We start from the raw sequence: 12,316 nt of genomic DNA on the forward strand, positions 1-12,316 counted from the left end.
CGAGGAGAGCAGGATCCCGCTCGTCGCACCGGTGACGGCGGGCTACATCCCGTCGGCGGTCGGGCTCGGCGACTACACGCTTGTGATACGGATGACGGGCGTGTCCGGCGGTTCCGCCGCGGGTAGGACCTTCACCGTCGCCATCCACGCGGCGTGGTCCACGGCCGGCTGCACCAGCACGAGACTGTGCTGGCCCGGCGCCTCCGGCCCGTATCGAACACGGTGCGGACCCCGGCGACACCGTGCTGCACCCGATCGGAGCACGGGAGTTGGCCCGGCTTCCCCGCATCAGCATCCACGGCGTCGAGCCCGACTGAGTGAAGCCGCGTCCCCTGCCCGGGTGAGACGCGGAGTGGTCCGCGATGCCACAGCCCGTCCGGCACGATCCCCGACGACGCGATGACCGCGCTCAAGCCCGCCTGAGCGGCCCTCCCGGCACAGGCGTTGCGGTGGAGTCGTCGGCCCCGGCCCGCATGTCGGCCCGCATGCCGGCCCGCATGTCGGCCCGCATGCCGGCCCGCATGTCGGCCCGCATGCCGGCCCGCACGTCGGCCCGTGCGCCGGTCCGTGCGTCGGTCCAGGACGCGAGCAGGTCGAGAGCGTGCGCGGTCGCTGAGGCAGGTTCCGCGGCGTACAAGGTGAGGGAGAGACCGGGTTCGGAGACCAGGTCGACGCTTTCGTAGGCGAGTTCGAGGTCGCCGACGTCGCGGTGATGGAAGCGTTTCGTGCCGGCACCGTGGGCGCGGACGTTGTGCGCGCTCCAGCGGCGCCGGAACGCGTCGCTGCGCGTGCTGAGCTCACCGACGAGGTCGTGCAGGTCCTTGTCGTGCGGGTCGCGGCCCGCCTCGGTGTGCAGGATCGCCACGCAGGTGTCGGCGGCGGTGTCCCAGTCAGGGTAGAAATCGCGAGCGTCGTCGAGGTACAGGAACGTGAACCGGGCGAAGTTCGGGCAGCCGTCGGGCGCGGTGGCGGAGACGGCCGCGTGCATGGCACGGCCGAGGTGGTTCGCCGCGAGCAGGTCCATCCGGCCGTTGCGGATGATGGCCGGCGCGGTGAACCGGTCCAGGACCCACTGCAGGCTCGGCCGCGGCGTCCACCGCTTGGAGGGCCTGCGGCGAGGGCGCATGCCGGCGCTGGTGCCGTCGGCGGCATGCGCGAGGTGGAAGAGGTGCGCACGTTCCGCGTCGTCGAGCTGCAGCGCCCGGGCGATCGCGTCAAGCACCGACGCGGACACGCCCGCGATCGCGCCGCGCTCCAGCTTCGAGTAGTACTCGACGCTCACCCCGGCCAGGGTCGCCACCTCGCCGCGGCGCAGCCCCGGGACCCGGCGGTTGCCGGCGTCGGGCAGCCCCGCCTGCCTGGGGGTGATGTTCGCCCGGCGGGAGATGAGGAAGTCGCGGACCTCGGCGTGGTTGGCCATGCCTTCGACGGTACGACCTGGCACGGTCCTGCTGGGGTGCCCTGTCAGTACACGTTTCACTGGTGACTCCCCGCGGCGCGCCGGACGCGGTTAGCTCGTGACGAGGTCATCCATGGCAGGTCCGCGAGTCCGGGAGGCGTCACGATCGACCCCACCGACGACTTCACCGGCAGGTCGCGTTGGCCACCGGTGCGAGTCGCGGCACCGTCGAGTCCGGTCTGGACCAGCTTGACCGTCTCGCCCCGGCGCCACCGTCGAGAAGCTCTGAGCACCGCCAGCGAAAGGAACCTTCATGCAAGGCACCATGTTGTACGCGCCCGGCGACGTCCGCGTCGAGCAGCGCGAGGAGCCGCGGATCGTCGAGTCGACCGACGCGATCATCCGCCTCTCCGCCTCCTGCGTCTGCGGCTCCGACCTGTGGCCGTACCGCGGCATCGAACAGCTCAACGGCCCGTCCCCGATGGGCCACGAGTACGTCGGCATCGTCGAGGAGGTCGGCGCCGACGTCCGCACCGTCAAGCCTGGGCAGTTTGTCGTCGGCTCGTTCTTCGCCTCCGACAACACCTGCGAGATCTGCCGCGCCGGCTACCAGTCCTCCTGTGTGCGCCGCCAGCCGATCGGTGCCAACGGTGCGCAGGCGCAGTATCTGCGGGTGCCGCTCGCCGACGGCACCCTCGTCGCCACCCCCGAGCTGCCCTCCGCCGACCTGATCCCGGGCCTGCTCGCCGCCTCCGACGTGCTCGGCACCGGCTGGTTCGCCGCCGTCGCCGCCGAGGTCGGCCCGGGCAAGACCGTCGCCGTCGTCGGTGACGGCGCCGTCGGCCTGCTCGGCGTCCTGGCGGCCCGGCAGCTCGGCGCGGAGCGGGTCATTGTCATGAGCCGGCACGCCGACCGGCGGAAACTCGCCATCGAGTACGGCGCGACCGACATCGTCACCGAACGCGGCGACGAAGGCGTCGCCCGGATCATGGACCTCACCGACGGGCTCGGCGCGCATTCGACCATTGAGGCGGTCGGCACCCAGGAGTCGATGCTGCAGGCCATCCACTCGACGCGGCCCGGCGGCCACCTCGGCTACGTCGGCGTCACCCACGACGTGGCCCTGCCCGGCCTGGACCTGTTCTTCTCCCATGTCCACCTGCACGGCGGCCCCGCACCGGTACGCCGCTTCCTGCCCGAACTCATCGACCTGATCCTCACCCGCCAGATCGACCCGGGCAAGGTGTTCGACCTGACCCTGCCGTTGGAGCAGGCCGCCGACGGGTACCAGGCGATGGACGAACGCCGCGCGATCAAGGTACTGCTGCAGCCGTAAGGAGCCGAACGATGATTACTCGAAGTGGAACGCTACCGTCGAGTCGGGGCCCCGCTGAATCATTCACTGGCGAGGTACACATCCAGCCGCTCTTCGACGCCGAGGATGCCGCGCCGTACACCGGGGCGGCCGTCACCTTCACCGCCGGCGCCCGCACCGCGTGGCACACGCACCCGGGCGGGCAGCGGCTCGTGGTCACCGAAGGGGTCGGCCGCACCCAGCAGGCCGGCGGACCGGTCGAGGAGTTCGGCCCCGGCGACGTGATCTGGTGCCCGCCCGGCGTGAAGCACTGGCACGGCGCGGGCCCGGACGGGCCCATGACCCACCTCGCGCTGACCAACGTCCGCGACGGACAGGTCGTGCAATGGCTCGAACACGTCACCGACGCGGAGTACCACGCCCGCTGAGCCCCGGTCACGAGCGACCACGGGCGTCGGCAAGTGGAGGTGATCGTCGGCGGGGTGACGGGCACGTTGTCGCGGCCGGAGGTGTTGCTGGGCCGCGACGACGGGCACGTGTTCACCACCAATAGTTGTCCTGTGGCCGGTACGACGTCTCCAGGGCGCTGATTTCGTCGTCGGTGAGGTCGAGCTCGAGGGCGGCGACGGCGTCCTGCAGGTGGTTCGCCTTGGTGGCTCCCACGATCGGGCAGGAAACCACCGCCTTGGAGAGCAGCCAGGCCAGCGCAACCTGGGCCATCGCGACGCCGCGGTCCTCGGCGACCCGCTGGATGGCGTTCACCACCGGCTCGTCGACGTCGCGGTCGAACGCCTTGGCGACGTTGTCCGACGACGACCGGGCCGTCTGCTGACCCCATGGTCGCGCGGCCCGGCCTTTGGCCAGCGGCGAGTATGGAGTCAGCCCGACACCCTGATCGAGACACATCGGGATCATGTCGCGTTCTTCTTCGCGCTTGAGCACGTTGTACTGGTCCTGCATCGCCGTGAACGTCGTCCACCCGTTCAGCACGGCGGCATGTTGCGCCTTGGCGAACTGCCACGCCCACATCGACGACGCACCGAGATACCGGACCTTGCCGACCCGGACCAGATCGTCGAGGGCCTGCATGGTCTCCTCGACCGGCGTCTCCGGGTCGAACCGGTGGATGTAGTAGACGTCGATGTAGTCGGTGCCCAGCCGCCGCAGCGACGCGTCCGCCTGCTCAAGGATGGCCTTGCGGGACAAGCCGCTGCCGCCTGGCCCGTCGTGCATCTTTCCGCTGACCTTGGTGGCCAGCACGATGTCCTCGCGGCGGGAAAATCGGCTGATCGCCCGGCCGACGAACTCCTCCGAGGTGCCGCCCTGGTAAACGTTCGCGGTGTCCCAGAAGGTCACACCCAGCTCGACGGCCTGCCGGAAGAACAGCGCCGCGGCCTCCTCGTCCAGCGTCCACTGATGCATGCCGGCCTGGGGTTGGCCGTAGCTCATGCACCCCAGCCCGATACGGCTCACCCTCAGCCCGCTGCGACCCAGCCGTGTGAACTCCACCGCAGTATCTCCCAACCCCGGCCAGCGCAGGCCCTGCGGCTCGGCCGCAAGTGCGCCTGCACTGCCGTACCGTCCAGCCTCGCCCGCGAACCCAGACAGTACCCGGCATGGTCAGCGCCGCACGCCTCCGACACCTGAGCGGTTCAGACAAGCCCGGTCTTGTGCGCGTAGATGACGGCGTGGATGCGGTCGCGAAGTTCGAGCTTGGCGAGGATGCGGCTGACGTGTGTCTTGACGGTGCCCTCGGTGACGAGCAGCCGGTGCGCGATCTCCTGGTTGGACATGCCTGGCCTTGTTCGTGAGTTCCGGCACCAGATGTCGCTGAGCTTTGCCCCCACCGAGATCTCAATTGTCTCGATGTTCGCGAGTTTGGACGCCACTCTTCAGCGGGGACGGCTCATGTGTCGTCGGCGTATGCGCACCGCTCACGCGCGGTGATGGATGAGGAGGCAGGGCGCGCACTTGTCCGCGGCAGATCCGGGCGTCTGATCTTGCTGTATGCATGGTGATCCACTTGCGGGATTTGCTGTACCGCTCGCCGGTGCGAGGCCGGATCAAGCCATGGGGATGAGATATCTTGCGAACAAGTTGCTATAGGCCGTAGCTTTAGCTACATGGCGGTAGGGAGTCGGCGAGAGCTTCGGCGCAACCAGACGATCGACGAGATCCTGACGATCGCGGTCGACGTCATGGCCGAGGTGGGCGTGGCCGGACTCTCGCTGTCCGAGGTGGCTCGGCGGCTGGGCATCCGGCCGCCGTCGCTGTACAAGTACTTCCCGTCCCGGCTGGCACTCTTCGACCGGTTGTTCCAGCTCGGTCACCAGCAGCACCTCAACGACTTCCGGGCCGGCGCCGAGGCGGCCGAGCCGGGGCTGCCCGCGCTGCTCAGTGCCTTGCAGGCCAGCGGGCGCTGGGCGATGGCCAACCAGCCGTTGGCCCAGCTGCTCTTCTGGCGTCCGGTGCCCGGGTTCGAGCCGTCAGCAGAGGCGTTCGCGCCGAGCCAGGCGATGGTCGAGGACGTGCGACGCATGCTCGGTGACGCGGTGGAACGCGGCCAGCTCGCGCCGGGCGCGGCCACCGAGGAAGGCGTGGCTGTCCTGTCGGTGCTCGTCACCGGGATGTTGTCACAGCAGCTGGCCAACGCTCCGCGGGAGTCGTTCGACCAGGGGCGGTTCACCCGCCTCGGACCGCAGATCTTCGCCATGTTCCGGGATCGCTACCCACCGACGGAGGACCCCCATGGAGACAGTTGAGCGCATTGCACCGCTCAGCCGGCGGCGCGCCGCCGTGGTCGCTGACGCCGAGCTGACCGCGTTCCAGGACGTGGTGTCCGCCTTGGACGGACCGGACTGGGACCGGGCGACCGACAGCGCCGGGTGGTCGGTGCGGGACATCGTCGCCCACGTCGCCGGGCAATACGAGGAGTTGGCCCGACTAGGCACGTTCCTGCGCCGGCTCCGGATCGCCAAGCGGCGGTACCCGGACCGGATCGCCCTCGACGGGCACAACCAGGTACAGATCGACGAGCTGGCCGGTCGGTCACCCGCGGAGCTGACCGCCCACCTGGCCCGCTTCGGCCCCAAAGGGCTGGCCGCGATTCGCCGCACGCCGGGGTTCGTGCGGCGACTACCCAGCACCATGTTCTTCCCCGAACCGGCACTGCCCGACCGACGGATGAGCTACCTGTTCGATGTGCTGACCCCCCGCGACACCTGGATGCACCGCTTGGAGCTGGTCCGGGCCACCGAGCGGGAGTGGCGTCCGCACCCCCACGACGCCGACATCGTGGCGCAGGTGGTGCGTGACCTCGACCAGGGTTGGCGAGGCAAGCCGATGGAGTTGACGCTGACCGGTCCGGCCGGCGGCACCTGGACGGTCGGAGCCGGACCGGCAGCCGACCGAGTAAACGCCGACGTGATCGCCGCCATGCTGCATCTGTCCGGACGTGGCGGCCTCGATCTGCCACCGGGCAGCCCACTGGCCGACGCCTACGTCGTGTTTTAGCCCGCCGATTCGGCTTCATGATCGCTTACACGCAGCGTTGACGGGCTCGGGAGGGGCCGCCGACACCACCGCGTGGTCAAGATCCGCGAGCGGTGCCAGCGCTCACGGACATTGCGGCGCGCGGTGCCGACTGTCAACGGCGGATTAGAACTGGATCTGGATCTGACCCACTTTTCGTGATGGGAGACTGACCCGGATCACTGTCGGTCCACTGTGTATGGTCGGCCGCCGTGCGAGTTTCCGATCTTGCGCGGAACTGCCGCACGGCGAACGCTGTCGACACCGGGCCACCGGCCGGCATCGGGGTGGACACCGCCGTACGGGCGAGCGACACCCCGACGGCCCTGACGTTATCGACGCGCTGGAGGGGCGCCGCCCGCAAACGTCACTGCACGTTGCTCACCAGGACATTGATGATCGGCATGATCTGATCGGGCTGGATCGGCAGCTCGGGCTGGGGCAGTGGATCCGAGGACGGACCGGTCTGGTTGGTGACGAAGATCGACACAGCCCGGCCGCCGCCCGGCTTCGTGCAGCGCACCTCCCAGCCGGGGTGGGTCAGCCCGAGCGCCGGCCGGACCGCGCCGTCGGCCCGGCCACACACCGGGTCGGCCTTGGCCATCCCTTCGCACATCTGCTGCAACCGCCCCTCGTACCGCGCGCAGGCGGCCGGATCCGACCTGGGCAGCTCCGTGCAGTGCTCGAGGCCCTGGCAGATGGACGCGTCGTGCCGGCCGCGGGGCCAGACGGTGACCACCACCGTGCCGTTGCGGCCGCCGGTCTGGATGCCGGCCCGGGTCTGGGTGACGTCGCCGCCGTCCGGTGGCACCACGATGTGCGGCGGCGCGCCGATCCACTGCGCCTGCTGCGGCAGCCAGTTGCGCATCGAGTCGTCGATGAAGTGGTCCAGGTCGTCCGACACGGGTTCGCGGAGCGACGGCTCGACGCTCGCGGCGGCGCTGGGCGGGGAAACGGAGACGGAGGGTGCCCGGTCACCGCGCGGCAGCAAGAGCAGCGGCGAGAAGGCGGCGAGGACGAGCACCACCACGGCGCCGGGCACGGCCACCCGCAGCAGCCGCCGCCGGCCCGTCGTGCGGCGCATGATCGCGTCGACGTCCACCGCGGACGGCGGCGGCGTGCCGATCATGTCGTCGAACAGCTGGTGTGTCATCGCTGATCCCCCGATGCGGCGAGTTGGCGCAGCGCCTCCAGGGCCCGCGCGGATTGGCTCTTGACCGTGCCGACGGAGATGCCGAGCAGGTCGGCGGTCTCCTCGACGGAGTGGTTCAGGTAGAACCGCAACACCAGCACGGCGCGCTGGCGCGGCCCGAGCGAGCCGAGCAGCTCGTCGAGCTGGGCCCGGTCGTCGACGCGGGCCTGCGGGCTGTGCGAAGATCCCAAAGAAGCCCAGGAACCCGAGGGTTCCGGCAGGCGGGCGCTGGCCCGCTCCCGCGACCAGGGCCGGCGGCGCTCGTCGAGCCAGGTGCGGGTGAGCACCCGCTGCGCGAACGCCTCCGGGTTGCCGGCCCGGCTGACCTTGGCCCAGTGCCAGTACAGCTTGCCGACCATGATCGATACCAGGTCGTCGGCGGCGTGCCAGTCCCTGCTGAGCAGGAACGCGGTGCGCCGCCACCGGTCCATCCGCACCGTTACGAATTCGCGGAACTCATCGTCCTGCGACATCGGCATCCCCCATTCTTCGCGCTACGACGGCACGAACGCGGGAAAGGTTGCATGGCGCCAGGAGAGATCTGATCTCGTAGGCCGGTCACAGTACGTCGCGCGCTGCCGGTCGTCGTCCCGCCCGTGCCAGCAGCTCCGCGGTGGCCTCCCACAGGCGCCGCTCCCGGTCGGGGTCGACGGCGACCGGCCGCACCGCCGTCGGTCTCGACTTCACCACGAACGCGCCGTCGCGCAGGTGCGCCCACCGCTCGTCGGCGGCGACCGCGGCGAGCAGCGGTCCCGAGCGTCGCGGGGTGGACACTCCCGGGACGCGGCCCAGCGCGCGGCCGATCGCCTGGACCGCCGGGGGAGCGCCGCGGCCCAGGGCGGTGCCCGGCATCCAGCCCGGCTCGAACACCGACACGTTGACGCGGGCGCCGGCGTGGCGTTGCAGCTCGTGTGCGTAGTACAGGAGGGCCAGCTTCGCGGTGGAGTAGGCGATCCCGGCCTCGGTCATGCCGGGGTGCGTGTCGCCGGCGGCGGGACGGGCGAGCTCGACCGGGTCGGCCCAGCGGGCCTCCGGCACGTGCAGCATCCGGCGCCACACGTTGGCGTGGTAGGTGTTCGAGCCGACCAGCACCACCCGGGCCGCGGCGGCGAAGGAGTCGAGCAGGTCGCCGATGAGCTGCGCGTGCGCCAGGTAGTTGACGGCAAAGGTCAGCTCGTAGCCGTCGGCCGAGGCCAGCCGGGTGTCGGCCGACACGACGCCGGCGTTGGCGACCAGCGCGCGCAGCGGGTGTACGGCGCCGCCGGCGAGCAGGCGGCGCACGGTGGCCGCGGCGGCGCGGACGTCGGCCAGGCGCGACAGGTCGCAGCCGATCTCGTGGACGCGGGCGCCGCGGGCGCGGGCCTCGGCGGCGACCGCGGTCAGGTCGGGTCCGGGGCGCCCGACCAGCAGCAGGTCGGCGCCGCGCTCGGCGAGGGCGAGTGTCGTGTGGCGGCCGAGGTTGCGGGTCGGGCCGGTGATCAGGACGGTACCCGGTTCGGTGGAAGTCATGGCTGTACCGTGCGCGCCCGGGGCGGCGTCAGGCAGTCGTGCGGTTTTCGTAGCGAGCTGGACGCTGGTGCTGGCCAACGCCCCCTACGAGGCGCTGATGGGCGACACGTCGGCCTGGCACGGCCTGGCACGCAACGCCGTCTGGCGCAACGTCGCCCGCCTGCCGACCCGGGTCGTGCACACCCCGGTCGAGCAGGCCGACCACGAGGCGCGGCTCGTCGCCGACCTGCGCCTGACCGCCTCGCGCTACCCCGGCGACCACGCGCTGCGCCGGCTCATCGCCGAACTGGCCGCCAACAGTCCCCGCTTCACCGAACTGTGGGACGCCCAGGCGCCGCCGCCGGCCGACCCGTCGAAACACAAGGTCGTCGACCACCCGGCGGTCGGACGCATCACCCTGGACTGCGACACGCTCGTCGTCGCCCTCGACGACCTTCGCATCACCGTCTACACCGCCGAGCCGGGCACCGAGGACGCCGACCGCCTCGCCCTCGCCGTCGTCCTGGGCACCCAGACGCTCGTCGGCCAGGATCACCGCCACCAGGCGGGGTGAAGCGGCACACTCACCGCTCGGCGTCGATGTGGAACACCAGGAGTGCGACGTCGTCGATCGGTTCGGCGCCGCCGAGGGCGGCGTCGATGAGGGCGTCGGGGGCGCCGGGGTGCCGCGGGTCCATCCGGCTGACGGCGTCGGCGAGCCGCTGGACGCCGAAGTCGAGTCCTTCGCCGGCGACCTCGACGAGCCCGTCGGTGTACAGCACGAGCGTCGAGCCCGGCGCGGTGACCTCGAGCTCGGCGTGGTTGTGCAGGCCGATGCCGATGATCGGTCCGGGCTTGTCGGCGAGGCGCTGCACCGACCCGTCCGCATGGCGCAGCAGGGGTGGCGGGTGGCCGGCCGAGGCGTAGCGGATGACCGCGGTCCGGGTGTCGACGACGGCGCAGAACACGGACACCAGCACCGTGTCCGGGTCGCCGGCGTAGTGCCGGCTGAGCAGTCGCAGCAGGTCGGCGGGGCCGGCCGCCCGTTCGGCCAGCACCTCCACCGCGGTGCGCACGCGCCCCATGTGCAGGGCCGCGTTGACGTCGTGGCCCGCGACGTCGCCGATGACCAGCAGCGTCTCGTGCGGGCTCAGGGCGCGGGCGTCGTACCAGTCGCCACCCATCGCGATGGGGCGCGACGCCGGCAGGTACCGTGCCTGCGCGCCGGGGGCGAGGGTGCGGGGCAGCAGCGACTGTTGGACCTTCAACGCCAGGTCGTGATCGGCGTCGGTCCGTTGCCGCCGTACAGCGTCCGCACGGTCCAGGTGGTGGCCGAGCCAGCTGCTGCCGAGCAGGACCGCCAGCAGCAGGCCGGCGGCCTCGATGAGTTGCCGGCGGGTGCTCGAGGTCGTCGCCCGGAACGTCACGTCGGCCGGCCGTTGCAGGATCACCACCTCGTTGAACGGCTCGAACCGGGCGAACGCGACGACCTGCCGGCGGTGGCCGTCGATGCCGGTCGGCGCGACGTAGGCGTACTGGCCGAACCGTTCGCCGTGCGCGGTGACGGCCTTGTCGACGGCTGGCGGCACCACCGTGGTCGTGGTGATGCCGGGCCCCGCGACCAGGCGGCCGTCGCGGTCGAGCAGATACAGCTTCGTCTGGGAGCCGTACAGGTCGTCGCCCAGGCCGGCGTTGCGGGCGGCGGTCACCGCGCGGACGAAGTCGAGGGACCAGCCCGCGGCAAGGACGCCGTTCACCACGCCGTACGCGTCGACGGTGGGCACCGCGAAGATCATCACCTCGCCGGCGAACGACGCCGACCGCGTCGCGCCGGTGACCGTCCACCCCACGCCGTCGCCGGCGGGCCGCTGCCATTGGCTCTCCGCGGCCTGGCCGGTCGGGCCGTTCGTCGCCACCCGCACGGTCCCGGTCGCGTCCGCCCAGGCGAAGCCGCCGGTCAGGCCGGTGGTGTCGGCGTCGATGCCGCCGAGCCTGGCGCGGATCGCCTCGACGGAACCGGACCGGAACGCGGTGTCGGTCGCGAGTGCCTGCAAGGTGCGCACGATCCCGAGCCGGTAGCCGAACACCTCGATCGCCGCCACGCGCGCCCGGTCCGCCGTGTCGTCGAGCGCCGCGGCGCGGCCGTCTTCGGCCTGCCGGTAGATGGCCAGGCCGAACACCGTCGCCACCACCAGTGACAGCGCGACCGCCGAGAGCAGCAGGCGGTGTCCGGGGCGCATGGCCTCGCGCGGCGGGTCACCCCCGGCCGCGCGGCGGCCGTCCGGGCGGCGCGGTCGACGAGCGGGCCGCCCCCGGTGACGCTCGAGCACCGTCCCCCCTGTCTCATCAGGCAAATCGACGCATGCATCGACGCATCTATTCGAACGTAGCACGGCCGCCGTACCGCTGCATGTCGGACATTCATCCGTCGAGGTTGGGCATCATCGACAGTCGCGGCGGCCCGCCGCATCCACGGTGCGGACCACCGCGGAATACTTCGTATGAGACGTCGCGAGCAACGATCACCTTCCGGGTATGACAGCGGGAGGTGGCTGCTCCTGGGCACCGCGCTGCTGCAGGCGTCCGCACCGGCGCTCGTCGGCTTCGGCGGCGACGGCGCCGACCCGCCGATCGTGCCACCAGCGTCGTTCTTCGCGGTCTGGGGCGTGGTGGTCCTCGGCTGCGTGCTCGCCGCCCTGTGGGGCCTGCCCCGGCGGCGCGCCGGCACCGCCCCGTACCGCAGCATCCAGCTGCCGCTCTCGGCGGTGCAGCTCGGGTTCGTCGCCTGGCTGGTCGCCGCCCGATCCCCGACGGCCTGGCTCACCCTGCCGATCTTCGCCGCCATGCTGGCCGGCCTGGTGCTGAGCCTGCGCCGGGTCCTGGCGAACCGCAGCGCCAGCGAGGCCGACCGCATCAGCCGGGCGCTGCTGGGCGGCGTGCTCGGCGTCTACGCCGGCTGGTCCACCGCGGCGGTGTGGATCAACGCCGCGACGCTGCTGCCGGACAGCGCGCTGAACGGCGACGCGGGCCTCATCCTGCAGTGCGCCTTCGCCCTCGCCGCGGCCGCCGCGGCCACCACCGGCACCTACGTGCTGCGCGGGCAGGCCGCCTACACCCTCACCGCCGGGTGGGCACTCACCGGTGTCACCGTCAGCGCCCTCACGGCCGGCGCCACCCCGCTCGCCGTGACCGCGGTCGCGGGGCTGCTGGTCGTCGGCGGGGTCGCGCTGCTCCGCCGGCGTCGGGCGGGACCGGACCGAAAACCAGTCCGCGGCCCATGCCGAGGGTGATGACGCATCGGGCCGACCCGCGGGTATCTCGGTGCGTCCAAATCGGGGTGCCGCCGCGAATACGTAGACGAGACATCGTCGTGAGCCGTCGTGTCGCTCAA

General features: G+C 71.6%; 12 protein-coding genes and 1 pseudogene. 6 read left to right on the top strand and 7 right to left on the bottom strand.

Translation table 11 applies throughout. The features are described 5' to 3' along the window. Positions 1-409: 409 nt before the first annotated feature. The gene (locus OP18_RS41500; RefSeq protein WP_081971560.1) at positions 410-1,420 is read right to left on the bottom strand and encodes a helix-turn-helix transcriptional regulator; all 1,011 of its coding nucleotides are present in this window, start codon (positions 1,418-1,420) and stop codon (positions 410-412) included. A gap of 292 nt (positions 1,421-1,712) precedes the next feature. On the opposite strand from OP18_RS41500, the gene OP18_RS41505 reads away from it, so the two are divergent. Next, positions 1,713-2,735, top strand: coding sequence for a zinc-dependent alcohol dehydrogenase family protein (locus OP18_RS41505; RefSeq protein ID WP_033364712.1), 1,023 nt, complete (start codon positions 1,713-1,715; stop codon positions 2,733-2,735). A gap of 11 nt (positions 2,736-2,746) precedes the next feature. Continuing rightward, on the top strand, positions 2,747-3,142 hold the full coding sequence (locus tag OP18_RS41510; RefSeq protein ID WP_033364713.1) for a (R)-mandelonitrile lyase: 396 nt from the start codon (positions 2,747-2,749) through the stop codon (positions 3,140-3,142). 112 nt (positions 3,143-3,254) lie between these two features. Here the strand turns inward: OP18_RS41510 and OP18_RS41515 are convergent, their stop codons facing one another. Together OP18_RS41515 and OP18_RS56095 are read right to left on the bottom strand one after the other, a co-directional pair. Then, positions 3,255-4,223, bottom strand: a complete 969-nt coding sequence (locus tag OP18_RS41515; protein ID WP_033364714.1) for an aldo/keto reductase — start codon at positions 4,221-4,223, stop codon at positions 3,255-3,257. 143 nt (positions 4,224-4,366) lie between these two features. Further along, positions 4,367-4,510 (bottom strand): annotated as a pseudogene (locus tag OP18_RS56095) (response regulator transcription factor); the annotation flags it as partial. Between the two features lie 327 nt (positions 4,511-4,837). Here OP18_RS56095 and OP18_RS41520 point away from each other — a divergent pair. Both OP18_RS41520 and OP18_RS41525 read left to right on the top strand, forming a co-directional pair. Next, entirely contained in the window at positions 4,838-5,476 is a 639-nt protein-coding gene (locus OP18_RS41520) for a TetR/AcrR family transcriptional regulator (protein ID WP_033364716.1), read from the top strand. Continuing rightward, positions 5,463-6,227 (top strand): maleylpyruvate isomerase family mycothiol-dependent enzyme, encoded by a 765-nt coding sequence (locus OP18_RS41525; protein ID WP_063745733.1) that lies wholly within the window; start codon positions 5,463-5,465, stop codon positions 6,225-6,227. Before OP18_RS41520 ends, OP18_RS41525 begins: the two co-directional genes overlap by 14 nt. Positions 6,228-6,612: 385 nt before the next feature. Here the strand turns inward: OP18_RS41525 and OP18_RS41530 are convergent, their stop codons facing one another. The 3 genes from OP18_RS41530 to OP18_RS41540 all read right to left on the bottom strand — a co-directional run bounded on the left by OP18_RS41530 (position 6,613) and on the right by OP18_RS41540 (position 8,946). Beyond that, the gene (locus OP18_RS41530; protein WP_033364717.1) at positions 6,613-7,398 is read right to left on the bottom strand and encodes a hypothetical protein; all 786 of its coding nucleotides are present in this window, start codon (positions 7,396-7,398) and stop codon (positions 6,613-6,615) included. Then, positions 7,395-7,910 (bottom strand): SigE family RNA polymerase sigma factor, encoded by a 516-nt coding sequence (locus OP18_RS41535; protein ID WP_052388136.1) that lies wholly within the window; start codon positions 7,908-7,910, stop codon positions 7,395-7,397. The genes OP18_RS41530 and OP18_RS41535 overlap by 4 nt, the downstream gene beginning before the upstream one ends. 85 nt (positions 7,911-7,995) lie before the next feature. Beyond that, positions 7,996-8,946: an SDR family NAD(P)-dependent oxidoreductase gene (locus OP18_RS41540; RefSeq protein ID WP_033364719.1), complete on the bottom strand. Its 951-nt coding sequence runs from the start codon at positions 8,944-8,946 to the stop codon at positions 7,996-7,998. Here OP18_RS41540 and OP18_RS41545 point away from each other — a divergent pair. Beyond that, positions 8,945-9,499 (top strand): MmyB family transcriptional regulator, encoded by a 555-nt coding sequence (locus OP18_RS41545; RefSeq protein ID WP_211273839.1) that lies wholly within the window; start codon positions 8,945-8,947, stop codon positions 9,497-9,499. The two genes, OP18_RS41540 and OP18_RS41545, sit on opposite strands and share 2 nt — an antisense overlap. A gap of 10 nt (positions 9,500-9,509) precedes the next feature. Here OP18_RS41545 and OP18_RS53810 read toward each other — a convergent pair whose 3' ends face one another. Further along, a complete protein-coding gene (locus OP18_RS53810; RefSeq protein ID WP_052388119.1) occupies positions 9,510-11,165 on the bottom strand; it encodes a PP2C family protein-serine/threonine phosphatase in 1,656 nt (551 codons plus the stop codon). Positions 11,166-11,426: 261 nt separating this feature from the next. Between OP18_RS53810 and OP18_RS41555 the strand changes: the two genes are divergently transcribed. Further along, entirely contained in the window at positions 11,427-12,215 is a 789-nt protein-coding gene (locus OP18_RS41555; protein ID WP_052388120.1) for a hypothetical protein, read from the top strand. Positions 12,216-12,316: the final 101 nt, after the last annotated feature.

The sequence above is a fragment of the Dactylosporangium aurantiacum genome (assembly GCF_000716715.1).
GTDB classification, from domain to species: Bacteria; Actinomycetota; Actinomycetes; order Mycobacteriales; family Micromonosporaceae; genus Dactylosporangium; species Dactylosporangium aurantiacum.

Excerpts from the sequence above, each read along its gene's own strand:
- OP18_RS41500 (WP_081971560.1), bottom strand. The coding sequence starts at position 1,420 with ATGGCCAACCACGCCGAGGTCCGCGACTTCCTCATCTCCCGCCGGGCG.
- OP18_RS41505 (WP_033364712.1), top strand. The coding sequence starts at position 1,713 with ATGCAAGGCACCATGTTGTACGCGCCCGGCGACGTCCGCGTCGAGCAG.
- OP18_RS41510 (WP_033364713.1), top strand. The coding sequence starts at position 2,747 with ATGATTACTCGAAGTGGAACGCTACCGTCGAGTCGGGGCCCCGCTGAA.
- OP18_RS41520 (WP_033364716.1), top strand. The coding sequence starts at position 4,838 with ATGGCGGTAGGGAGTCGGCGAGAGCTTCGGCGCAACCAGACGATCGAC.
- OP18_RS41525 (WP_063745733.1), top strand. The coding sequence starts at position 5,463 with ATGGAGACAGTTGAGCGCATTGCACCGCTCAGCCGGCGGCGCGCCGCC.
- OP18_RS41530 (WP_033364717.1), bottom strand. The coding sequence starts at position 7,398 with ATGACACACCAGCTGTTCGACGACATGATCGGCACGCCGCCGCCGTCC.
- OP18_RS41535 (WP_052388136.1), bottom strand. The coding sequence starts at position 7,910 with ATGTCGCAGGACGATGAGTTCCGCGAATTCGTAACGGTGCGGATGGAC.
- OP18_RS41545 (WP_211273839.1), top strand. The coding sequence starts at position 8,945 with ATGGCTGTACCGTGCGCGCCCGGGGCGGCGTCAGGCAGTCGTGCGGTT.
- OP18_RS41540 (WP_033364719.1), bottom strand. The coding sequence starts at position 8,946 with ATGACTTCCACCGAACCGGGTACCGTCCTGATCACCGGCCCGACCCGC.
- OP18_RS53810 (WP_052388119.1), bottom strand. The coding sequence starts at position 11,165 with ATGCGCCCCGGACACCGCCTGCTGCTCTCGGCGGTCGCGCTGTCACTG.
- OP18_RS41555 (WP_052388120.1), top strand. The coding sequence starts at position 11,427 with ATGAGACGTCGCGAGCAACGATCACCTTCCGGGTATGACAGCGGGAGG.